Genomic DNA, 21,340 nt, shown 5'->3' on the forward strand with positions numbered 1-21,340 from the left:
CATGATGAAACGTACATTCAAAATGTCAGCCGTTGCTTTAGTCATGGGTTTCGGCGCTGCCATTGCTGCTCCTGCAGCTATGGCGCAGTCTGCCGCAGTAGTTTGTCCTGGCTATGAAAAGGGAAAAACAACGCTGGTAGGTGAGCGTACTGGTAAAAAAGTACAAAAGGCGTTTGAAGCTTATAACGAAGACCGTGTCGATGAAGCACTGGAAATCCTGTACGACATCGAACCTTCTGACGACTTCGATAAGTCTTACGTTGGACGCTTTATTGGTAACCTGCTGGCCGCTCGTGAAGGGCAAGGCACAAAAGCACTGGGTTACCTTACCGATGCAGTGCAGCCTAAAGTACTTAATGACACTGAACACGCCCAAACGCTGAAACTGATTGGCGATTTGAGCATGCAGGAAAACAAGTACAATGACGCCGTCAAGTGGTACAAAGAATGGATGGACTTTACCTGTAAGGAAGATCCAGACGTTTATACTCGCATGGCGCAGGCTTACTATGAGTCTAAGCAGTTAGATAAAATGGTAGACCCTGCTGACAAAGCAATTGCGCTGTATGAGAAGCCGAACAAGAACCCTTATGTTCTTAAACTGACTTCTTACTACGAGCGTAAGATGTATCCGGAGACTGTTGCTGTTGCAGAGGAACTGGTTTCTAAGTTCCCTGAAAATGGTCGCTGGTGGACGCAGCTTGGTTTCTTCTACATGCTAGTGGAAGATTTCAAGAAAGGCTTGTCTACGTTTGATTTGGCTTACGAACAGGGTTTCCTGAAGAAAGCGAATGAAATCAAAACGCTGGCTCAGCTTTATGCGACTAATGGCGTTCCCTATAAAGCAGCGAAGTTGATGGAAAAGTACATCGACTCAGGTCTGCTTGAAGATAATGCGGACATGTTGGCAAGCGTTGCTAACTCGTATCATCAGGCGAAAAACTATGACCTCGCGGCAAATTACTACGGTAAAGCTGCGGCGAAGAGCTCAGACCCTGAACATTATCGTAAGCAAGGTACATTGTTACTGGTTGCTGAAGATTACAACGGTGCGATTCAAGCTCTGAACAGTGCGCTCGATCGCGGTGCAGAAAATCCTGCGAGCATTCACTTCTCATTAATGGAAGCGAATTTCTACAAAGGTGACTTCAAAGCCGCATACGAGCATGTACAGGAAGCGAAGAAAGATCGTTCTATGCGACGCAACGCGTCTGCATGGGAACCGTACATCAAAGAAAAAGCGAAGAACCGCGGAATTAACATTTAGTTCTCAGGTATCTGATAAAAAGCCCCTTTTGGGGCTTTTTTTATGTCTGTTGGTCTAACGGAATTACGGTAGCGGTCATTATGTGAGGCTTTGCCAATCGGGTTTGGTTATCCTGTGTAATTGCACTTTCGGCACCAGTTAGCCATGTTGTGTAAAATATTAGAGAGCAGGGGATAGAGGCATCGTCCACATCTTGCTGGGTCGAGGCGTGACACCAGCGGCAAGGAGAAGTCGTTAGCACAGGCGAAACGGCTTGCTGAGCGGATGAGGGCAATATCGTGCTGCAGAGCCACCATCATTCCAAAGCGGTGATTGTGGCTAGTTGATTATTTTCTTATGCGCCCGCCGCGCAGTTGGGATGCGTGGATTAAAGAATCTGGCTGGCGGTAGCTACGTAAATGCTTAAAGCACGATTGACCTGGGCCTGCAGCGCGCGCTTCATTTCTGCTTTGCTGGACAGTGCGCCGTAACGCTGTAGTGCGGCACTGTCGAACGGTCTGTCGTGCAGATAGTCGAGTAAAGGAAATTCAGTTTTAAGATCTGCCGTTCCCCGTTGTCCGGCTAGGTGGTTCTTAAGAGAGTCAGCCAGCCAGTGCAAACTGCCCATACATTGAACCGAATCGCGGGTGCCGGCAACAAATTGCTGAAGCTTGCTAATATGTAGTGATGGAAGCCGGGCGGCAACGTCTTTACTGAACCTTGAGTATTCCGATGATAGCGAAACAATACCCAACGCCTTATCCTCCTGGGTTTTTATTGCCTGCAGTAGAGGTTTAAATTGTTGTGCACGCTGGCTAATGGCACGAAATACCAATGCACTGGCGTGCCCACTGGCTTTATCCTTTTTCACGCCATGCTGGATAACATCCAGTCCATTCGTTTGCCAGAAACGTCCCAGAAGTTCAGTGTAACCAAATGAGCTTGTGATGGCGTCAATCTTGTTCAGGGTGGCATCGGCTGTAACTTTCGCCAGCATCTGGCTACCGTATCCATGATTCTGGTGTTCAGGTGCTACAGCAATACGGTTAATACGCCAGTACAGTGCGGTTGCCGCCTCGGGTGCACTTAGCATCAAAGCTATCCGCTGTGCGCTCAGGTGGCCTTTCACTCTGCGTGAGCCACAGGCAATACCGGATGCTACCTCTTCAAGTCGCGGTCCTCCTTCCATGTTAATTATGGTAGCGCCCACGACATTGTCCCTGTGTGTGGCCAGCAGCAATTTTATGTCAGGGGCATCGAGCAGTCGCATAAGGTCATCGGGCGTGGTCTGATAATGTGCCTGGATAAGTAACTGCATAACGCGGTGCGTTACGGGTTTTGAAAGCGCTGAAAAGTCAGCCCAGTTCAGTGTCAGCTCTGGTGTATTGCCAGTGCTATACCGCGCTGGCTCTTCCGGTGAAAAGAGCAGGCCAACTGAGGTAAGGCGCTCGAGGGGATCGTTCTCAAGCCAGCGGATCGGCGTTTTCAGATGATGATACGTCGCGTTTTTCTTTGCCAGGTAGTGTGGCATGAAACGGTGAAGGAATCCCTGTCCACTTCCTTCATAACCCTCTGTCGTCGTTGCCAGAATTATGCGTGCAGACAACTCAATTAACGCCTGTATCTGTGGAAGCGGCATTGACGCGGCTTCGTCAATAATCAGCACGCCGTTGTCGCGACATTGCAGCTGCGGATTATCAGGCGCCACCCAGTTTAATGTCACTTGATTTGCATTGTGCCGAAACTGACCTGCAGCGATTTCAGTGAGATCAGCTCTGGCTCTGAGCCGGTCAATTAAGGGCTGCACTGACTCAAAATGCTTGCTCGTCAACATAACGCTTTCGCCATTTGCCAGTAGTGTAGCGGCGAATTCACCCAGCAGTGCCGTTTTACCTCTGCCTCGCGGCGCCGTGATGATTGCACTGTCAGAAGTCTTCACAAGGGCTTCATAAGTCTGACGCTGGTCGTGGGTGATAAATCTGTCATCGGCAACGGGCTCCTGGCGCGCACCGAGCTTCACTGGCAATCGTTGTTGATGCGCATCGAAAATCGCCACCGCTGAATCCTGAAGAGCAAGTTCAATCCAGTGTTGAATGTAACGGCTAGCGTTAAGCTGCCAGCCATGACTAACAAAATGCGTATCCAGAACTTCGCAATGACGTGGCCAGTCCAAAAGCGGCGGACAGGCGATAATCAGTCTTCCGCCACTGCGGATTGTGCCGGCAAGCGCCAGCAGCGCTGAAGGACGGAATGGCGCGAATGCATTGTAAACCGCCACGTTAAACTCCTGCCCCAGGAGCCTGCGATATTGCGTTATCGGCACGTGAACTGCACTGGCCGGGGCGTTATCTCCCAGCCAGCATAACGATGTGCTAGCTGGAGCAAACGCCAGTATATCTTTTGCCTGTGCTATCGCATTATCATGACTTAATAGCAGACACTGGCGATGCAGGCACTCTGACTTATCCGCGCCATTAGGGAAAAATACCCAGTTGATTAGCTCTTGCACGCTATGCCCACTGTTTTGCTGTATACTGAACGGGTGATTTTAACCATTAACTGCAAGGAATTCGAATGCGCTTTCTTTCTCGCCGTCTGGTGATGCCAAATGATCTTAACTATGCCAACTCATTATTTGGTGGCCGGGCTCTGGAGTGGATTGACGAAGAGTCAGCGATTTATGCAATCTGTCAGCTGGAAACCAATTGTCTGGTAACCAAACACATTGGCGAGATCAACTTTGAGTCTCCGGCTATGCAGGGAGATATTGTTGAGTTTGGTCTTGAGACAAAAGGCGTGGGCAGGACCTCCATTAAGGTAAGCTGCCTGGTACGAAACAAAGCGACAAAGAAAACGATTTGTCTTGCTGACGACATTGTTTTTGTTAAGGTTGATCCGGTTACCAGACAACCAGTTCCTCACGGTAAAACGCTGGAAGGACTAAAAACGCAGACAGAAGAAGAAGTGCGGAGTTTGCACCTGCTGCCTAAAGAGAACCTCAAAGACAACGTCTAAACTACAGTCGAACCAGCAGGTGGCGCACTGCTTCCTGCTCGGTTGCAGACAACGCACTGTATTTCTTCAACTGCACATCAGCATTGTCTTTTCCAAACAGTAATGCGGTTACAGTGAGATCATGAGCCGCTACGATACGGTACTGTTGTGGTGACATGCGCGTGTCGTTACCAGCATGACAAAGCTTCCATAGCTGCTGATTAATGTTGCTGGTAAATCCCCAGCGTAACAACATCAGCGATGTGGCACCGTAAAGGCAAATTCCATAGTTACCTTTGATATGTTGTGTAAATTGAGCAAAATTATCAGCCTGCTCCCACTGCTGTAATGCCCCGTCGACATATAAACAGTCGCTGTGAAAAACTAACAGCAATGACAATAATCCAAACAACAGCAGTTGTTGTGTCTGAGTGCTTTCCACACTGACATCCGGTAGCTCAAAAGCGTCTGAGTACATCTGATCACTTAGCAGCATGGCATCGGTTAGTAATGACACGTCCTGAAACCGGCTTTGTGAGGTGAGTAGCTGTTGCGCTGAAAATATTACAGCGATATTTTTGATATTGCTGAGGCCAAGATTTCTCCCGATTGCCTGCTCCAGTGAGTCGGGTGTTCTGCCGAAGGATGCGCGACTTGCCTTTCCCATAACATGGGCGTAAAAAATAGGATCTGTTTCGATGATCTTTACCACCTGAGACAGAGACATTTTCTCGTCATCCAGTGCCAGAAGTTTGCTGACGGTATCCGGAAGCGGCGGCAAATGCTCCACTATCTCCAGTAAATGTGTATTTCCTTTTTGAAAGCGCAGGCGGTTACCCAGCTGGCGAACCTGACCGGCATTAATGCCACTGTGTTCTTTAAAGCTACGATCAAATGAGCGTCTGTCTGAAAATCCCAGCGTAGTCGCTACGTAATCGGTTTTTTCACCTGCCAGCAGCAACTGACAGGCACGGTCATGAATAAAGTTTTTTAAGGCCCGGCTGAAACTAATGTCTTCCTGTTTCAGTTCTTTGCGTAACGCAGACTCGCTGCGACCCAACGACTGAGCAACACTTTCCAGCCTTATCCTTGCTGGATTTGGACTCCCTTCAAAAACCGCTTCAATGCGCTGCAGCGTGGACATGGCGGGCTGTACGTTAAGCGATGACGACAAGACAGACTTTAGCTGAGCGCTGTGATAGAACGAGGGGGTCTGCATCCACTTGGATGCAAACGACAACGTGACGTTTTCTGCCTTCAGGACGGTTGCTGAACTCAGGCTTGCGAAAAGTAACCCCGCGGTATTTTGACCGGGTAGCGTAATCTCTGTGAAATCAAACTTTCTTCCCGCCAGGTGTCTGGCCACACTGAGCAAAAAGTACGCAAAAAGCACGTCAAGCGCTTCAAACGCCCCCGGACTCCAGCTAACCGTGGTGTGGTCTTTATCGGATCGGACATCAAATCCAGCGTCGTCTTTAAACAATTTGCCCTGAAACTGACGCAGCGCGTCAAACATCTCTGCCACATTCTTTGATGCGGTCAGAAACATGATCAACGTTCCCATTTTGTTGAAGTCCAGATAGCCAATCAGTGATCTGCCCAATACTGGTAATAGATCAGGTGGAGTAAGTCGGGATACCAGGCTGGCCAATGCGGCGTCATTCAGGTTTCCCGCTTCAAGTCGCTCCAGAAGTGTGAACGCGTAGCTGTCATCCTCAGTCTGAGTTTGCGTGTCACGGCGCAGACTGAGGATTGCCCTCACCATGGCTGACCAAAAAAGCCCTTTATTTTCCACAATAATCCTTCATGTCGTCTTCACTTTTATTTTATTAGCGTCATTTCCACATAGACCTCAACTAACAAAGCCGCATTCATGATGACAACGTACAGCTACCAGTGACATCTTCATGCAGAAAATGCAGTTACTATTCACAGCTTTTTCCTTATTTGCATTACGGTGACAGCCTGCGACGCCATCACGGGGAAGTATCGATGTAAATCGGGTAGTCGGTTAATGACGGCTACCTCTGACATTAGCACAGGGTGTGGCACGGAAACAGCTACCCGGACGCCCAGTCATCACAATATTGATAGAAACTGTCCTATCCTGGCGAAGAGGTGTCCTATCTTTGTGTCAGGCATACGACCTATACTTCATCATAACGTGACACGCTTTCTTTTTAAGATTGCTGTTCCTGAGTGTGACTTCCTACGACACTAATGTGGATGCTCACTCGCTGCTTTGTTGTTAAGGACATACCGCCAATTTGTCCCGACTTCCCAAAGCAGGGTTGGCTAACGATGCCAAAAGACATCAAGCCTGCATGGTCACTCCGACACTTGAACGCCCGCTACCTGTCCGTAGACGGGCGTTTTTCTTTTCTGACAGCCTTGATTCATGCGCCAATACTGATAGACTCGCCGCTGTTGATGAAGATCAACACACCAAGGGGTGCCGAAACCGGCTGAGATCCACAACGTGGGAACCCTTTTACCTGATCCGGATAATACCGGCGTAGGGATGGTTTACACAATTAGCCACATCACCTGCCGACATGCCGGATCTTTTTTTCTTCAATGAAATAAGAGATCCAAATGAACAAAACTGTTTTACTTCTTTCGCTGGCCTCGATACCTGTATTCGCTCAAACTCAGGATACCGATGTTGAGCGGATCACGGTTACCGGCGACTTCCGCCAGGCCACGCTCGACCAGTTAAGCAGCAGTGCCTCCGTCATCGATCAGGCTCGTCTTGCCACCCGACAGGCTACCCACATTGACGGTATGCTGAATATCGCGCCAAACGTTAACTTTGCTTCCGGTGCATCTCGTGGTCGCTTTATTCAAATTCGCGGTATTGGTGAGCGCAGTCAGTTCGCCGAACCTATCAACCCGTCAGTCAGCTTTCTCGTCGATGATTTCGATTTTTCCGGTCTTGCCGCTTCCGGTGTCCTGTTTGATACTCAGCAAGTCGAGGTATACCGGGGGCCACAGGCAACACTTTTCGGCACCGGCGCGTTAGCAGGAGCGATAAAAATCCAAAGTCATCAGCCCGGTAGTGAAGCCCCGTCGCATGCCGAAGTGCGGGTAGCAACAAAAGACAGTTATCGCGTTGAGCTTGCTCATGGTGATGATATTTCAGACGACGTCGCGTATCGCGCCGCCATTATGCATAATCGCAGTGATGGCTTCATTGAAAATACCTATTTAGATCGTGAAGACACCGACAACATTGATGAAACCGCAGCCAGGTTGGGGATTACGGCGCAGGTGGATGATCGAACTACGTTCACGGCAAATTACCGCTGGTACGATATCGACAACGGTTATGATGCGTTTTCTCTGGATAATACCCGTGAGACGCTGTCGGACGAGCCGGGATATGATTTGCACCAGACGCATGCTGTCAGTGCAAAAACACAAACCCAGACTGCAGCAGGCCAACTGGATCTCATTGTCACACATGCATCGCATAACATAGCGTACGGCTACGATGAGGATTGGACGTATACGGGTTTTCACCCCTGGGGATATACCTCGTTTGATGCTTACTTCCGTGAGGTAGAGACGCAAACTGCTGAAGTGCGCTTTACCTCCAACGACGCTGCTGCACTGTTCGACGGTAAAACCGCCTGGATACTGGGTGCACACTACAAAGGCAGTGAAGAAGATTTGTTACGCGAATACACGTACGCCGATGGCGACTTTATCAGCGTTTATGAACCCGTCACCACGTCTGCGTATGTGCAGACAGACACCCGGCTGACAGACAACCTGACATTGACGGCAGGTCTTCGTGTCGAAAATTATGACTTCGAGTACACGGACAATCAGGGGCTGGATACATCTCATGATACTACGATGACCGGTGGGAAAGTGGCGCTGCAGTACACGCAGGGCAGACATTTTTGGTATGGAAGCATCTCCCGTGGTTACAAAGGTGCCGGGCTGAACCCGGATCAGAAAGTCAGCGACGACAAACGTTTCTTTGACGCCGAGTATAACTGGAACTACGAGGTGGGTGTGAAGGGCCCGTTGCTCTCTGAGCACTTGATGGTGCGCGCTGCCGTGTTTTATATGGAGCGCGAGAATACCCAGGTGAATGATTTCGACGTGCAGATCCGGGAAGACGGCACGCCGGAGTTTATCGACATTATCGATAATGCCGATTTAGGTACGAATCAGGGGGCAGAAGTTGAGTTTACGTGGCAAGCAGCGGATAACTGGTTGCTGGAGGGGAGTGTAGGGTACCTTGATGCCACATTTGAAGACTACACCACAGCCGACGGCACGGTGGTGGAAAAGCAAACCCAGGCGCAGGCACCGGAGTATACTGCCAACCTCTACAGTGAACTGGCCCTGAGTGAAAGCTGGCTGTGGCGCGTGGACATCGATTATAAAGACGAATACCGCTTCTCTGATGGCCATGACGTCACCTCTCCATCCACCACGCTGGTGAATTCAGAACTGGTCTGGCTGATGGATAACTGGACTACCACCCTGTGGGTAAACAATGCTTTTGATGAAACTTACTATGTTCGCGGGTTTGGCGGTTTTAGTAACGATCCACGTGACTTCTACGAATTCAATGAACCCTACTATCAGTTGGGTGACGGCAGACAGTACGGCGTCACTGTGCGCTATACGTTTTAAGGAGAATACATGATGCAGGTTATGGTTGAGTTATCACTTTACCCGTTAGTGGATGATTTTATTCCGCCAATTGCGTTTTTTATCGAGCGACTCAACAGCTATGAAGGATTGTTTGTTATGACAACCTCTACCAGCACGCAGGTGTCCGGTGAATACCCACTGGTGATGAAAGTGTTGGGGGAAGAAATGCAGCGGACTCACGAAGAAGTTGGTCAGGCAATTTTCGTAGCAAAATTTTTAAATTTTGATGCCATGCAGAGCAGGAAAGACTAGTGGAAGACGCAGGTTCGCAGTTTATCAATCAGCTTATGGCAACGTCGCTGCCCGAGTGGGTAGCGGTGTTTCTGGCCCTGGCCTATGTCTGGCTGGCGGCGCGCCAAAACAGCTGGTGCTGGGCCTGCGCATTCTTCAGTACCGCTATCTATACCTGGCTTTTCTGGCAGGTCACGCTGCCCTTTCAGTCAGTGTTAAACCTGTTTTATATGGTCATGGCTGGTTATGGTTATTATCAGTGGAACAAAGGGGAGAGTGACGATAATGCGCCGGTCCGCTCATGGCCCTGGTGGTGGCACGCACTGCTTGTGCCCGGCTTACTGTTAATTGCCTGGCAGCTTTCACAGCTTGCGGCGTCGCAATTTCAAAGTGAACATTTGTATCTTGACGCCAGTATTCACTTGCTAAGTGTAGTGACCACCTTTATGGTTGCACATAAAATACTACAAAACTGGCTGTACTGGTTTGTTATTAACCTTGCATCGGCATACTTGTTTGCACAAACGGGGCTGATGTTATCAGCGTGTTTGTTCCTCGGATACGTGGGCTTCTCTGTCTACGGATACCGTGAGTGGTTGAAGCAATGGAAGATGCAACATGCAACAAGAAAGTATACGTAGCGCACTAAAGGAACCGCTATGTCTGTCTGAAGATGCACATCTCAAGCCTATGACCGGCGGCGAGGTAAATCATGTTTATCGCCTCGTTGATGGTGATAAGGACTATGTCGTTAAATGGACAGGTGAGGACGCTTTTAGTGGGATAAACCGGTTCCACCAGTTTGTGCTGCAAGAGCAGGTGTCACACCGGTTGTTGGCACCCGAGCCAGTTTGGCTAAGTGATGATGAATGCCTGTGGGTAGAGAAATTTATTGAGGGGCCGACATTATCGCGAACGGGCACTGCAGTTCCTGCAGCGCTGGGACGCATACTGGCATCGATTCACGACCAACCCATTACTGCCAGGCCACTTCAGCTTACCAAACGGTGGCAACACTATATTGAGTCTGCCAACCTGTCCGCTACAGACCCCAGAGTGCATCGTGCTAATGAGTTGAACGAGCGCTTGCATCTGGATTACGAAGACGACAGCGTACTGGCGCTTTGTCACAATGATCTATCAACAGACCACATTGTTTGCGGTGCCCATTCGGTCATTGTTGACTGGGAATACGCTGCAATGGGGAACCGGTATTTCGACCTTGCGGGTTGTGCGCTGATTAATAAACTGAACGACCATGACTGCAACCAGTTATGTCAGGCTTATGCGCAAGCGGCCGCCATTGAAATCGATACGGTGATGAGGTTGTTTCGTCAGCAACGTGAAGTTGTCGAAGTAACAAACGCCCTGTGGGAAGCGGCACTCACTATGCAGCTGAAAGGGGTGAGAACGGCCTGATACGCTGCAAAACGCTCGATTAATCAACGAATTGGTTAATCGTTCGGCGTTACTGTGCAAAAGCTTTTAAAAGTGCTTTACCTTTCACAATGCATACGTATAATGCTCAACCGCGCTAGGGGTGTAGTTCGAATTGGTAGAACAGCGGTCTCCAAAACCGATGGTTGGGGGTTCGAGTCCCTCCACCCCTGCCATTTTCCTCTCTGATGCGATACACTCATCTCACTCTTTTTCTCAAGTTATTGTTATGTCTCTGTTGACTGATTATCAGCGTGCTGCGTTAGAAGTAATTGGGATCCCGGTGTGGGTTTCGCAGTCTGAAGTACAATCTGAATCGCGCTCAGAGCCTGGCGCTGAAGTTGCGCCGTCACAGAAAAACACGCCATCACCACAAGACAGAGCCGCTAAGCTGGCTGCGTTAAGAGCACAGGTGTCTTCTGATAAAACAGAAGCAGCCGATGTACCTGCATTACCAGAAAAGCCTGAAGCGCCCCAAACCCGACCGGTGACCGCGCAAGAGTTACAGGCATCAGGTAGGCTATTAAGCGATATTCAGCTGGCTGCTACACTATTTTCTGAGCAGACGCTGGCATTTGAAGTCGGTGAGGCATTAGCGGTCGAACCTGGCCGTATCACGTTACCTTGCGTTCCGGCAGAGCTTAGTGTCAAAGACAAGCGCGCATTGTGGAAGGCGTTAAGTCAGGCGTAACACAATGTCGGTATCAATACACCTTCTTACCCGCGAATTTCTTGCCCAAGCGCATTATATTCATGAGCAGGCCCAGCCGCGTCCCTGGTCGCTTACGACATTTGAGGATTGCACTAAAGAACCGTATGTCGGATTGGTAGCCAGTATCGACGGTAAAGTTGTGGGCTATGCCCTGATACTGTTTGTGGTAGACGAAGCCACCCTGATGGACATCGCAGTGGATGAAGCCTGCCGCGGTCAGGGAATAGCAAAAGCATTGATGGAGAATGTCATCGACATGTGCGAGTTCAAGCATATGGCCTCGTTGTGGCTGGAAGTCAGGGTGAATAATCCGGCTGCGATTTCTCTGTATGAGAAATACCAGTTTGAGCATGTTGAAACCCGCAAAAACTACTATGAGACCAACGAAGGAAAGGTGGATGCGCTGGTGATGAAGCGCCACATCGACTTTGTCTGTGTTGTCTAGCAAGGCAAAGAGTACAGTTTTTCCCCATAGCCCTGATAAGCTATAGACTAATTACTTTCCACTGGGCCGGCGAATCCTGCACACGTTTGCGTAGTTTCTAGCTGATAGAATCCGAACTTGGGGCCTCTTGGCGCAGTGAACTGACGGTTTGAAAGAGGAATCCATGGCTATCCTCCCTGCAATGGTCTTCAGGCATTCAAATTCACCCCATAAGCGGGTACAATTCGCGCCCTCTCTATTAACAACGATTCAGAACGCTGCATGTCATTAGCTCAAGAAATTGCAAAACGGCGAACCTTTGCCATCATCAGTCACCCTGACGCCGGTAAAACGACGATCACCGAAAAGGTGTTATTGTTCGGCCGTGCGCTGCAAACCGCCGGTACCGTAAAAGGTAAAAAATCCGGTCAGCACGCCAAATCAGACTGGATGGAAATGGAAAAAGAGCGTGGGATCTCGGTTACTACCTCGGTAATGCAATTTCCCTACAGCGATCATCTGGTCAATCTGCTCGATACACCGGGGCACGAAGACTTTTCGGAGGATACCTACCGGACGTTGACGGCGGTCGATTCGTGCCTGATGGTTATAGATGCGGCGAAAGGGGTTGAGGACCGTACGCGCAAGCTGATGGAAGTAACCCGTCTGCGTGACACGCCGATCCTGACGTTTATGAACAAACTTGACCGGGATATCCGTGACCCGATGGAGCTTCTGGACGAGGTTGAGACCGAGCTGGATATTCTGTGCGCTCCAATTACCTGGCCAATTGGCTGTGGTAAAAGCTTTAAGGGCGTTTATCACCTGTATCGTGACGAAGTGATTTTGTATAAAAGCGGTCAGGGCCACACCATTCAGGAAGTTCGTATTATCAAAGGTCTGGATAATCCAGACGTTGATACTGCAGTCGGCGGCGATCTGGCGGAGACCTTGCGCGACGAGCTGGAACTGGTGAGAGGCGCCTCAAACGAGTTTGACAAAGAGTTGTTTTTGGATGGTCAGCTGACACCGGTATTTTTCGGTACGGCGTTGGGTAACTTTGGCGTTGACCATATGCTGGACGGCATGATTGAGTGGGCTCCCGCTCCACAGGGACGGGAAACCGAAGACGGCACCATTGATGCCAGTAACGACAAATTCAGCGGTTTCGTGTTTAAAATTCAGGCGAATATGGACCCCAAACACCGTGACCGCATCGCGTTTTGCCGTATCGTGTCCGGTAAATATGAAAAGGGCATGAAGATGCGCCACTCGCGCATTGGTAAAGATATCCGAATTTCTGACGCGCTGACATTCCTGGCGGGCGATCGCTCGTTGCTGGAAGAAGCTTATGCCGGTGATATTATCGGGTTGCATAACCACGGCACAATTCGCATTGGGGATACTTTTACAGCAGGCGAAAATTATCGCTTTACTGGTATTCCAAACTTCGCACCGGAACTGTTTAAACGCATTCGTCTGCGCGATCCGCTCAAGCAAAAGCAATTGTTAAAAGGGCTTATCCAGCTTTCTGAGGAAGGGGCGGTGCAGGTATTTCGTCCGATGGCTAACAACGATCTCATCGTCGGCGCCGTAGGTGTTCTGCAGTTTGACGTGGTAGTGGCGCGCCTGAAATCAGAATATAATGTGGATGCCCTGTACGAGCACGTCAACGTCAGTACAGCCCGCTGGGTCTACTCAGACAGCGAGAGAAAACTGGATGAGTTTCGCCGCAAGGCCGAACAAAATCTGGCGCTGGATGGCGGCGACAACCTCACTTACATCGCACCGACTATGGTGAACCTGCAATTGGCGCAGGAACGCTATCCGGACATCGAATTTAAGAAAACGCGCGAACACTAAGACAAAGACGACTTATGAATATACATGCACTATTGGTTAGCCGGTTTACTGAAGCACTAGAAAAGTTAGGCGTTGAAGACGCGCCGGTACCAGTAACGCGCAGTGCGCGCCCTGAATTTGGTGAATACCAGTTTAACGGTGCGATGGCACTGGCCAAAAAAATGAAGCAAAAGCCACGGGATATCGCTGAGCAAATTCTTGATGCGGTAACGCTTACCGACGTAGCGGAAAAGCTGGAAATTGCCGGCCCGGGCTTTATTAACATTCACCTGAAGGATGCATGGCTGGCAAACCAGTGTGAGCTGGCGCTGCACGATCCACGTTTAGGCATAGCCAAAGCGCCAGAGCAAAATGTGGTAGTCGATTATTCCTCACCTAACCTTGCCAAAGAGATGCACGTAGGGCATCTGCGTACCACTATCATCGGCGACTCTGTGGTAAAAGTGCTGGAATTTCTGGGTCACAACGTCATTCGCCAGAACCACATGGGCGATTGGGGAACCCAGTTTGGTATGCTGCTGGCACACCTGTCTGACAAGCTTCAGGAAGAAGTGGCAGAAACGGCGCTCTCTGATCTGGAAGATTTTTATCGTGAAGCGAAAGTCCGTTTCGATGAAGAAGAGGGCTTTGCCGATCGTGCACGAGAATACGTGGTAAAACTGCAGGGCGGAGACAAGCAGTGTCTGGCATTGTGGGAGCGCTTTATCGATATTTCAATTGCACATTCGGAAGAAGTGTATGAAAAGCTGAATGTAAGCCTCACCCGTAAGGACATTATGGGAGAGTCTGCGTATAACGCGGATCTCGCTAATGTGGTGGCCGACTTAAAAGAAAAAGGTATCGCGGTAGAAGATCAGGGCGCACAGGTTGTGTTTATCCCTGAACTGGCTGATAAAGAGGGTAATCCGGCGGTTTACATTGTACAGAAATCCGGTGGCGGTTATCTGTATGCCACAACTGATTTAGCAGCCATGCGTTACCGCAGTGGTAAACTTAATGCCGATCGCACGCTGATATTGACCGATGCCCGTCAGGCACTGCACTTTAAACAAACCGAAATTGTGGGTCGTAAAGCAGGTTACATGAAGCCTGAGCAGACTTACGAGCATTGTCCATTTGGCATGATGCTGGGAAGCGATGGTAAACCCTTCAAAACCCGTTCCGGTGGCACCGTGAAACTGGCAGAGTTGTTGGACGAAGCAGTTGAACGCGCCCGCAACTTGATCACCCAGCGTGATACGGACTTAAGTGAGGAAGAACTTGAAGAAGTCGCTCGCAAGGTTGGTATTGGCGCGGTGAAGTATGCGGACTTAAGTAAAAACCGCACCACTGATTACATGTTCAGCTGGGATTCTATGCTCAGCTTTGAGGGTAACACGGCCCCCTATCTGCAATATGCCTATACGCGAGTGAAAAGCATTTTCCGTAAAGCGGGCGTGTCGCTGGCGACATTACCGGGCGAGATTACGCTTAGCGAGAAACAGGAACATCATCTGGCGGTATTGCTGATGCAGTTCGAGGAAGTGGTTGGCGTGGTATCCCGCGATGCGACACCACATGTACTGTGTACGTATCTGTATGACGTAGCCAGCGCGTTTATGTCATTTTATGAAGCCTGCCCTATCTTAAAAGAAGGCACCGAGCAAAAGACCCGCGAGAGCCGTCTTGCGTTGTCAGCATTGGTTTCCAGAACTCTGGAGCAGGGGTTATCGTTACTGGGTATCGAAACACTGGAAAAAATGTAACAGTCGCCATAAGGTGTAAAGGCAGTGTGGATACACTGCCTTTTTTTTGTCTTTCACACTGAAATTTGGTGCTGGCGACAGCTAACAGCCGTACCGTTTTTAGTTTCTGTAAACGTAATAATGGAGCTTATCATGGCAAAACTTCTGGCCTTTGCAGGCAGTACCCGCAAAAATTCGTATAACCAGGCTATTCTTGATGTGTCCGCAGAGGGGGCCCGGGAAGCGGGAGCAGAGGTCACGGTGATATCGCTGGCAGATTACGCAATGCCTATCTTCAACGAAGATGAAGAAGCCGAGTTTGGGATCCCAGAGCGTGCGCAGGCATTTAAAGAATTGCTGATTTATCATGATGGGTTCCTTATTGCTTCTCCCGAGTACAACAGCAGCTACCCTGCTTTGTTGAAAAACGCGATTGACTGGGCGTCAAGGAAAGCGGGCGACGAAGCCGTATTAGCAGCTTACAAAGGCAAAGTAGCCGGTATTATGGCTGCGTCTGCCGGAGGGCTTGGTGGCATGCGCGTGCTGGTTGTGCTTCGAATGCTGCTGGAAAATCTGGGTACCATGGTACTGCCTGCACAACGCGCCGTAGCTAAAGTGAGTACGTTGCTGGATGACAATGGTGCGGTTAGCGACGAAAAAACCATTAAACAGCTTAAGTCGCTGGGCAAAGAAACTGCCGAGCTGGCAGCGAAAGTCAGCGCGTCCTAGCATCTGTTGTGTGATGGTCAAAGTCCGCTGTCATCGTTCTGCAACTGCTGGCTCATCTTGTTTCCTTTTATACCAACCCGCTTAAAGTACATATGATTGCGGGTTGGTATCACTCCTGAATACATTGACGATATCTCTGACTCTCCAGCCAGCACCCTGGTCCTACTAAGTGAAAATCTTAGGGCTTTCTGCTTCTCCACGCTATCAAAATTGCCGTAAATTCGTTACTATCCGCGGTCTTATATTATTTGTACCGCATGCTGCAAATGGATTGCTTCTGATGTGTGATTTTTTCGCAGTCAGAACGCCGTGAACGTGAGTTCCGGGCAGGAAAAGTAGCCGTTAGCATAACACTGCATGCGATGAACTAAGGGTCATTGAACACGCATATGTTTGAAACCAATCCCGTATACAATGCACTGAAAGACATCCGCGAGCGCACCGATGCGCTTAGGGGGTATCTTTGACTTTGATACAAAGTCAGAACGATTAGAAGAAGTTAACCGCGAGCTCGAGAGTCCGGATGTCTGGAACGAGCCAGAGCGCGCGCAGGCGCTGGGCAAAGAAAAAGTCGCCCTGGAGCAGGTGGTTGAAACCATTCAGAATCTTGACCAGGGAACCGAAGACGTCGAAGGTCTGGTGGAGCTGGCGGTAGAGGCCGAAGACGAAGAAACCTTCGAAGAAGCCAAGAAAGAAATGGAAGGCCTGATTGCGCAACTGGAAACGTTAGAGTTTCGTCGCATGTTCTCAGGTCCGAATGATACCTGCGATTGCTATATTGATTTGCAGGCAGGTTCTGGCGGCACCGAAGCGCAGGACTGGGCAAATATGCTTCTGCGCATGTACCTTCGCTGGGGCGAGGCGCATGGCTTTAAAACCGAGCTGATTGAAGTCTCTGATGGGGATGTGGCGGGTATCAAAAGTGCCACAATCCGCGTGCAGGGCGAATACGCCTTCGGTTGGCTACGCACAGAAACCGGCGTTCATCGCCTGGTTCGCAAGTCACCTTTCGATTCCGGAAACCGCCGGCATACCTCGTTTTCTTCCGCCTTTGTCTACCCTGAAGTGGATGATGACATTGAGATAGATATCGACCCGTCAGATTTACGCATCGACACTTACCGCGCCTCAGGTGCGGGTGGGCAGCACGTAAACCGGACGGACTCCGCGGTACGTATCACGCACGAGCCAACCGGCATTGTCGTGCAGTGTCAGAACGACCGCTCACAGCATAAAAATAAAGATCAGGCGATGAAGCAGCTGAAAGCCAAACTGTATGAGTTTGAGCTACAGAAGCAGAACGCTGAGAAACAAGCGATGGAAGATAACAAATCTGATATTGGCTGGGGAAGCCAGATCCGCTCTTACGTTCTGGATGATTCCCGCATTAAAGATTTGCGCACCGGGGTAGAAACCCGCAATACGCAGGCCGTGCTGGATGGCGACCTGGATAAATTCATTGAAGCCAGCCTGAAATCAGGTCTGTAAACGAACATTAGCAAGTGACAGGTTATGACCGACCAACAAACAGACGAAAATAAATTAATTGCTGAGCGCCGGGCTAAACTGAGCGCCATTCGTGAACAATGCCGTGCTAACGGTTTCCCGAATGCTTTCCGCCGTGAGAACTATGCCGAAGAGCTACAGGCTGAATTTGGTGAACTGGATAAAGAAACGCTGCAGGAAAAAGATCACAAAGTAAGCATTGCTGGCCGCGTAATGGCTAAGCGTGGCCCCTTCCTGTTGCTGCAGGATATGACTGGCCGCATTCAGGCTTACGCTGCCAAAGACGTGCAAAAAGACATCAAAGCCAAGTACGGTGCGCTGGATATCGGTGACATTATTGGCGTATCCGGTGCCCTGCATAAATCCGGTAAGGGCGATCTGTATGTCAATATGGAAGAGTATCAGCTGCTGACCAAAGCACTGCGTCCGTTGCCAGAAAAATTCCATGGTCTGTCTGATCAGGAAACCAAATACCGCCAGCGTTATGTGGATCTCATCACCAGTGAGCAAACGCGCAACACCTTTATGGTTCGCAGCCGCATCATTAACGGTATTCGTCAGTACCTGACCACGCGCAATTATCTGGAAGTGGAAACGCCGATGTTGCAGGTGATCCCAGGTGGCGCAACGGCAAAGCCGTTTACCACGCACCACAATGCGATGGACATCGACATGTACCTGCGTATTGCACCAGAGCTGTATCTGAAACGGTTGGTTGTGGGTGGCTTCGAGCGCGTATTTGAAATTAACCGTAACTTCCGTAATGAAGGGCTATCCACCCGTCACAACCCGGAATTTACCATGCTGGAATTCTATCAGGCGTATGCAGATTACAACGATCTGATGAACCTGACAGAAGACATGCTACGCACACTGGCAGAAGACATTCTGGGTACCACTACGCTGGTCAACACCGTGCGTGATGCAGAAGGCAATGTGACCGAAGAAAAGCACTACGATTTCGGCAAACCCTTTGATCGCCTGAGCATGGGCGATGCCATCTTAAAGTACTGGCCTGAGGCGAACGAGGCCGCTATCCGAGACCCGGAAGCGCACCTTGATGAGCTGAAAGCCATGGCGAAACAGCTGCATATCAAAGAGCCGGAAGTTGACGGTATCTGGGGCGCGGGTAAATACCTGTGTGAAATTTTTGAAGCCACGGCGGAAGAGAAGCTGGAACAGCCGACGTTCATCACGCAATACCCGTGGGAAGTATCTCCACTGGCGCGCCGTAACGACGACAACCCGTTTATCACTGACCGTTTTGAGTTCTTCGTGGGTGGTCGTGAGATTGCCAACGGTTTCTCAGAGCTTAATGATCCTGAAGATCAGGCTGAGCGTTTCCGTAAGCAGGTAGAAGAGAAAGATGCCGGCGACGATGAAGCTATGCACTTCGATGACGATTACATTCGTGCGCTGGAGTACGGTTTACCGCCGACAGCCGGTGAAGGAATTGGTATCGATCGTCTGGCCATGCTGTTTACCGACAGCCCGACGATTAAAGACGTTATTTTATTCCCGCATATGAAGCCGCAGGAAAAACCTAACGCTGAGTAAGCGCGGTAATCTGCTTTACCAAAAGGGCATTTTCGGGAACGGAAATGCCCTTTTTTGTTGCCTGCTGAACAATATAGCCATTAATAGCATCAATTTCGGTTTGCCGATGATGTGCGACATCCTGATGCATGCTCGAATAATTGGTGGCGGTAGCCGCCGCTACATTGCGCACGTTAGCCGCGAGTAAAGCCGCATCGGCAGATATACCGGAAGCGCGCATGACCGCAGCGGTTTCACTGCATATCACCTCAATTTGACTGTCGAAATGGCCGCTAAGCAGAGCACCGTTTGGTACATCGTGAAGCGCTGTCAGCGGGTTAATAACAGCATTTATACTTAGCTTGTGCCATAGCGACGGATAAATATCAGAGTGCCAGACCACATCCTTCAGACAATGCTGCAGTATTGTCAGTACCTGCTCCTGAACCACTGTCAGCGGGCCTGGAGCCGCGTCAATAAAGCCGATGTCTGTAGTACCGTGACCTGTGATCCGGACGTGATTTTTTGAATGCGTTAATGCCCCCATTCTGGTGGTGGCCAGAAACACCGGATTGTCGGGCATAGTATGCCGCGCTATCTCAGCCCCCCCCATGCCGTTATGCATCAATATGACTGGGGTGTGCTCAGAAACGTAAGGCTGCCATTGCTGCAGGGCAGGAGCTATCTGATGGGCCTTTAGTGGCAGGATCAGAATGTCGCTGTTATCCAGTTTTGCTGGTTGCGATAATGGCGTGTGAAGAAGGATTTGCTCGTCTTGTTGACTGACCACCGTGACCGCTGTAGCGGGAGTCCGTGAGAATACTCTGTAGGGAACATTGTGCTTTGCCGCGCCAGCCGCAAGCGCTGACCCTATAGCGCCGGTGCCAAGAATATTGATCGTCATAATTTCTGACCTAGCGGGAGTCAGGTGATGGCGGGGCCGGGAAAGCGTACGCTGGCCAGTTCAACTCGTCAGGATCACCCAGAGTCTCAAGCCACTGCGAAAATGCCCCGGTTGCGAAATGTTCGCCCTCTGCGGGCGGGCATTGCGTCGTGATGCGTTTGCCATTATGCATAAAGCTCAGACGCCAGGCGTGCAGGTAGGTACGGTCTGAATCCGTACCGCCGTATAGCGAGTCACCGAGAATGGGTGAGCCAAGGCTTTTCAGCGCCACTCGTATCTGATGCGTTTTGCCGGTCAGAGGACGCACCACAATGCCTCTTAGCCCGGGGGCGATGCTGCCTGAAAAAAACTGAGTAACTGCCGGGTTAGTCTGACTTTTTAACAGAATATGCTGGCCCCTTCGGCGGTTTTGCATGTCGCCGGACAGCGTTCCCTGTTTCTTTTTTGGCTTCTTATCGGTTACCGCGAGGTAGTATTTTTGCACTTCGCGGTTTGCGAACTGTGCGCTGACAGACGCCGCTGTTTTGGGGTTGCGGGCCAGGCAAATCACACCGGAAGTCACAGTGTCCAGACGATGGCACAGGTAAAGGTGAGTGTCGCCGGTTATTGCTTTTACCGCCGTAACGATACCCTTGTCGGCATCGTGCATGGCTATGCCGATGGGCTTAGCAACAATCAGAAAATCCGGGTCCTCTCGCAGGATGCGGACAGGGTGCGACATACTTCAGGCTTCCAGTACAGTCAGCGCAGACTGGTAATCCAGTTCGTCAATATGCTCACGCACGGTATCGCGGACAGAGGCATCCTTAAAGATCGCGTTGAGCCAGTCATCAAGCTGGGTTTGGGGTATAAATTCGTTAGCATTGAGTGCATTGATCAGTGCCGCTTTCGCTGCAGCATCGCTTTCATCAGATTGTTTCTCTGTTGTCGATGCCGGGCTGTCATCAAGATGCGCTATGGCATCAAGGGTATCAGACAAAATTACCACAAAGGCCGGGTAGTGCTCTGGCACCGCATCAGTCTGTTTTAGCGCGTCGTCCAGCGCTTTGCAGGCGTGAAATAACGCGCTGAGCCCCAGATTACCGGCGACCCCTTTCAGCGTATGAATGTAAGTGCGTGCAGCGGTAAAGTCTCGCTGTGAAAAGTACTGCTGCATCTTATCGTCTGTCTGCCGGTATTCATCGGAAAACTTGTTAAGAAGCGTTAATAAAAGGGCTTTGTTTCCGCTAAGCTGCGAAATGCCGAATTCAAGGTCGATGAGGGTAATCGCTTGCGTCATGAATAATCCCTTGTCCAGTGTGACCCCAGTTTAAGCCAGAAAAACAGAAATTGATACAAACTGCCTGCTACTCACAGCGGC

Annotated in this window: 18 protein-coding genes, 1 tRNA gene and 1 riboswitch; of the genes, 14 read left to right on the forward strand and 5 right to left on the reverse strand. The window is 50.1% G+C overall.

Annotation, left to right across the window (positions count from 1 at the left end; all coding sequences use genetic code 11):
• The first annotated feature begins 1 nt into the window (after position 1).
• Entirely contained in the window at positions 2-1,267 is a 1,266-nt protein-coding gene (locus ACLBLI_RS06005; protein WP_414830216.1) for a tetratricopeptide repeat protein, read from the forward strand.
• A 367-nt stretch (positions 1,268-1,634) separates the two neighbouring features.
• On the opposite strand, the gene ACLBLI_RS06010 is transcribed toward ACLBLI_RS06005, so the two are convergent.
• Positions 1,635-3,755: a GNAT family N-acetyltransferase gene (locus ACLBLI_RS06010; protein WP_414830217.1), complete on the reverse strand. Its 2,121-nt coding sequence runs from the start codon at positions 3,753-3,755 to the stop codon at positions 1,635-1,637.
• A gap of 65 nt (positions 3,756-3,820) precedes the next feature.
• Here ACLBLI_RS06010 and ACLBLI_RS06015 point away from each other — a divergent pair, with 65 nt between their 5' ends.
• Positions 3,821-4,261 carry an acyl-CoA thioesterase gene (locus ACLBLI_RS06015; RefSeq protein WP_414830218.1) on the forward strand — a complete coding sequence of 147 codons (441 nt, stop codon included), beginning with the start codon at positions 3,821-3,823 and terminating at the stop codon, positions 4,259-4,261.
• A 1-nt stretch (position 4,262) separates the two neighbouring features.
• Here ACLBLI_RS06015 and ACLBLI_RS06020 read toward each other — a convergent pair whose 3' ends face one another.
• Complete coding sequence (locus ACLBLI_RS06020) at positions 4,263-6,035, reverse strand: helix-turn-helix domain-containing protein (RefSeq protein WP_414830219.1); 1,773 nt, start codon at positions 6,033-6,035, stop codon at positions 4,263-4,265.
• Positions 6,036-6,678: 643 nt separating this feature from the next.
• Positions 6,679-6,779: riboswitch (TPP riboswitch) on the forward strand.
• Positions 6,780-6,835: 56 nt separating this feature from the next.
• Here ACLBLI_RS06020 and ACLBLI_RS06025 point away from each other — a divergent pair.
• The 12 genes from ACLBLI_RS06025 to lysS all read left to right on the forward strand — a co-directional run bounded on the left by ACLBLI_RS06025 (position 6,836) and on the right by lysS (position 19,097).
• Positions 6,836-8,893 carry a TonB-dependent receptor gene (locus ACLBLI_RS06025; protein WP_414830220.1) on the forward strand — a complete coding sequence of 686 codons (2,058 nt, stop codon included), beginning with the start codon at positions 6,836-6,838 and terminating at the stop codon, positions 8,891-8,893.
• Positions 8,894-8,905: 12 nt separating this feature from the next.
• Positions 8,906-9,166, forward strand: a complete 261-nt coding sequence (locus ACLBLI_RS06030; RefSeq protein WP_414830918.1) for a hypothetical protein — start codon at positions 8,906-8,908, stop codon at positions 9,164-9,166.
• A gap of 35 nt (positions 9,167-9,201) precedes the next feature.
• Positions 9,202-9,786 carry a nicotinamide riboside transporter PnuC gene (gene pnuC / locus ACLBLI_RS06035; protein ID WP_414830919.1) on the forward strand — a complete coding sequence of 195 codons (585 nt, stop codon included), beginning with the start codon at positions 9,202-9,204 and terminating at the stop codon, positions 9,784-9,786.
• Positions 9,764-10,564 carry a phosphotransferase gene (locus ACLBLI_RS06040; protein ID WP_414830221.1) on the forward strand — a complete coding sequence of 267 codons (801 nt, stop codon included), beginning with the start codon at positions 9,764-9,766 and terminating at the stop codon, positions 10,562-10,564. The genes pnuC and ACLBLI_RS06040 overlap by 23 nt, the downstream gene beginning before the upstream one ends.
• A gap of 117 nt (positions 10,565-10,681) precedes the next feature.
• Positions 10,682-10,758, forward strand: a tRNA-Trp gene (locus ACLBLI_RS06045).
• A 53-nt stretch (positions 10,759-10,811) separates the two neighbouring features.
• A complete protein-coding gene (locus ACLBLI_RS06050; protein ID WP_414830222.1) occupies positions 10,812-11,273 on the forward strand; it encodes a hypothetical protein in 462 nt (153 codons plus the stop codon).
• Positions 11,274-11,277: 4 nt separating this feature from the next.
• Entirely contained in the window at positions 11,278-11,739 is a 462-nt protein-coding gene (gene rimI, locus ACLBLI_RS06055; protein WP_414830223.1) for a ribosomal protein S18-alanine N-acetyltransferase, read from the forward strand.
• A gap of 261 nt (positions 11,740-12,000) precedes the next feature.
• On the forward strand, positions 12,001-13,581 hold the full coding sequence (gene prfC, locus ACLBLI_RS06060) for a peptide chain release factor 3 (protein WP_414830224.1): 1,581 nt from the start codon (positions 12,001-12,003) through the stop codon (positions 13,579-13,581).
• A gap of 14 nt (positions 13,582-13,595) precedes the next feature.
• The gene (argS, locus tag ACLBLI_RS06065; protein ID WP_414830225.1) at positions 13,596-15,326 is read left to right on the forward strand and encodes an arginine--tRNA ligase; all 1,731 of its coding nucleotides are present in this window, start codon (positions 13,596-13,598) and stop codon (positions 15,324-15,326) included.
• Between the two features lie 132 nt (positions 15,327-15,458).
• Positions 15,459-16,034 (forward strand): NADPH-dependent FMN reductase, encoded by a 576-nt coding sequence (locus ACLBLI_RS06070; RefSeq protein WP_414830226.1) that lies wholly within the window; start codon positions 15,459-15,461, stop codon positions 16,032-16,034.
• A 389-nt stretch (positions 16,035-16,423) separates the two neighbouring features.
• A protein-coding gene (prfB, locus tag ACLBLI_RS06075) for a peptide chain release factor 2 (RefSeq protein WP_414830227.1) occupies positions 16,424-17,522 on the forward strand; the annotation gives its coding sequence in 2 pieces (ribosomal slippage) (positions 16,424-16,498 and positions 16,500-17,522; 1,098 coding nt in all).
• A 24-nt stretch (positions 17,523-17,546) separates the two neighbouring features.
• Positions 17,547-19,097, forward strand: coding sequence for a lysine--tRNA ligase (lysS, locus tag ACLBLI_RS06080; protein WP_414830228.1), 1,551 nt, complete (start codon positions 17,547-17,549; stop codon positions 19,095-19,097).
• Here the strand turns inward: lysS and ACLBLI_RS06085 are convergent.
• From ACLBLI_RS06085 to ACLBLI_RS06095, 3 genes are read right to left on the reverse strand one after another with little or no spacing between them, the layout of a single operon-like run.
• A complete protein-coding gene (locus ACLBLI_RS06085) occupies positions 19,084-19,980 on the reverse strand; it encodes a ketopantoate reductase family protein (protein ID WP_414830229.1) in 897 nt (298 codons plus the stop codon). The two genes, lysS and ACLBLI_RS06085, sit on opposite strands and share 14 nt — an antisense overlap.
• 10 nt (positions 19,981-19,990) lie before the next feature.
• On the reverse strand, positions 19,991-20,701 hold the full coding sequence (locus ACLBLI_RS06090; RefSeq protein WP_414830230.1) for a TIGR01621 family pseudouridine synthase: 711 nt from the start codon (positions 20,699-20,701) through the stop codon (positions 19,991-19,993).
• A gap of 3 nt (positions 20,702-20,704) precedes the next feature.
• Positions 20,705-21,259, reverse strand: coding sequence for an Hpt domain-containing protein (locus ACLBLI_RS06095; protein ID WP_414830231.1), 555 nt, complete (start codon positions 21,257-21,259; stop codon positions 20,705-20,707).
• Between the last annotated feature and the right edge of the window lie 81 nt (positions 21,260-21,340).

Source organism: Alteromonas sp. H39 (assembly GCF_047556435.1).
In the GTDB taxonomy this organism is placed as follows: Bacteria; Pseudomonadota; Gammaproteobacteria; order Enterobacterales; family Alteromonadaceae; genus Alteromonas.

Bases quoted from the DNA above. Each gene is read 5' to 3' on its own strand.
- ACLBLI_RS06005 (WP_414830216.1), top strand. From the start codon at position 2: ATGATGAAACGTACATTCAAAATGTCAGCCGTTGCTTTAGTCATGGGT.
- ACLBLI_RS06015 (WP_414830218.1), top strand. From the start codon at position 3,821: ATGCGCTTTCTTTCTCGCCGTCTGGTGATGCCAAATGATCTTAACTAT.
- ACLBLI_RS06025 (WP_414830220.1), top strand. From the start codon at position 6,836: ATGAACAAAACTGTTTTACTTCTTTCGCTGGCCTCGATACCTGTATTC.
- ACLBLI_RS06030 (WP_414830918.1), top strand. From the start codon at position 8,906: ATGCAGGTTATGGTTGAGTTATCACTTTACCCGTTAGTGGATGATTTT.
- pnuC (WP_414830919.1), top strand. From the start codon at position 9,202: ATGGCAACGTCGCTGCCCGAGTGGGTAGCGGTGTTTCTGGCCCTGGCC.
- ACLBLI_RS06040 (WP_414830221.1), top strand. From the start codon at position 9,764: ATGCAACAAGAAAGTATACGTAGCGCACTAAAGGAACCGCTATGTCTG.
- ACLBLI_RS06050 (WP_414830222.1), top strand. From the start codon at position 10,812: ATGTCTCTGTTGACTGATTATCAGCGTGCTGCGTTAGAAGTAATTGGG.
- rimI (WP_414830223.1), top strand. From the start codon at position 11,278: ATGTCGGTATCAATACACCTTCTTACCCGCGAATTTCTTGCCCAAGCG.
- prfC (WP_414830224.1), top strand. From the start codon at position 12,001: ATGTCATTAGCTCAAGAAATTGCAAAACGGCGAACCTTTGCCATCATC.
- argS (WP_414830225.1), top strand. From the start codon at position 13,596: ATGAATATACATGCACTATTGGTTAGCCGGTTTACTGAAGCACTAGAA.
- ACLBLI_RS06070 (WP_414830226.1), top strand. From the start codon at position 15,459: ATGGCAAAACTTCTGGCCTTTGCAGGCAGTACCCGCAAAAATTCGTAT.
- lysS (WP_414830228.1), top strand. From the start codon at position 17,547: ATGACCGACCAACAAACAGACGAAAATAAATTAATTGCTGAGCGCCGG.
- ACLBLI_RS06085 (WP_414830229.1), bottom strand. From the start codon at position 19,980: ATGACGATCAATATTCTTGGCACCGGCGCTATAGGGTCAGCGCTTGCG.
- ACLBLI_RS06090 (WP_414830230.1), bottom strand. From the start codon at position 20,701: ATGTCGCACCCTGTCCGCATCCTGCGAGAGGACCCGGATTTTCTGATT.
- ACLBLI_RS06095 (WP_414830231.1), bottom strand. From the start codon at position 21,259: ATGACGCAAGCGATTACCCTCATCGACCTTGAATTCGGCATTTCGCAG.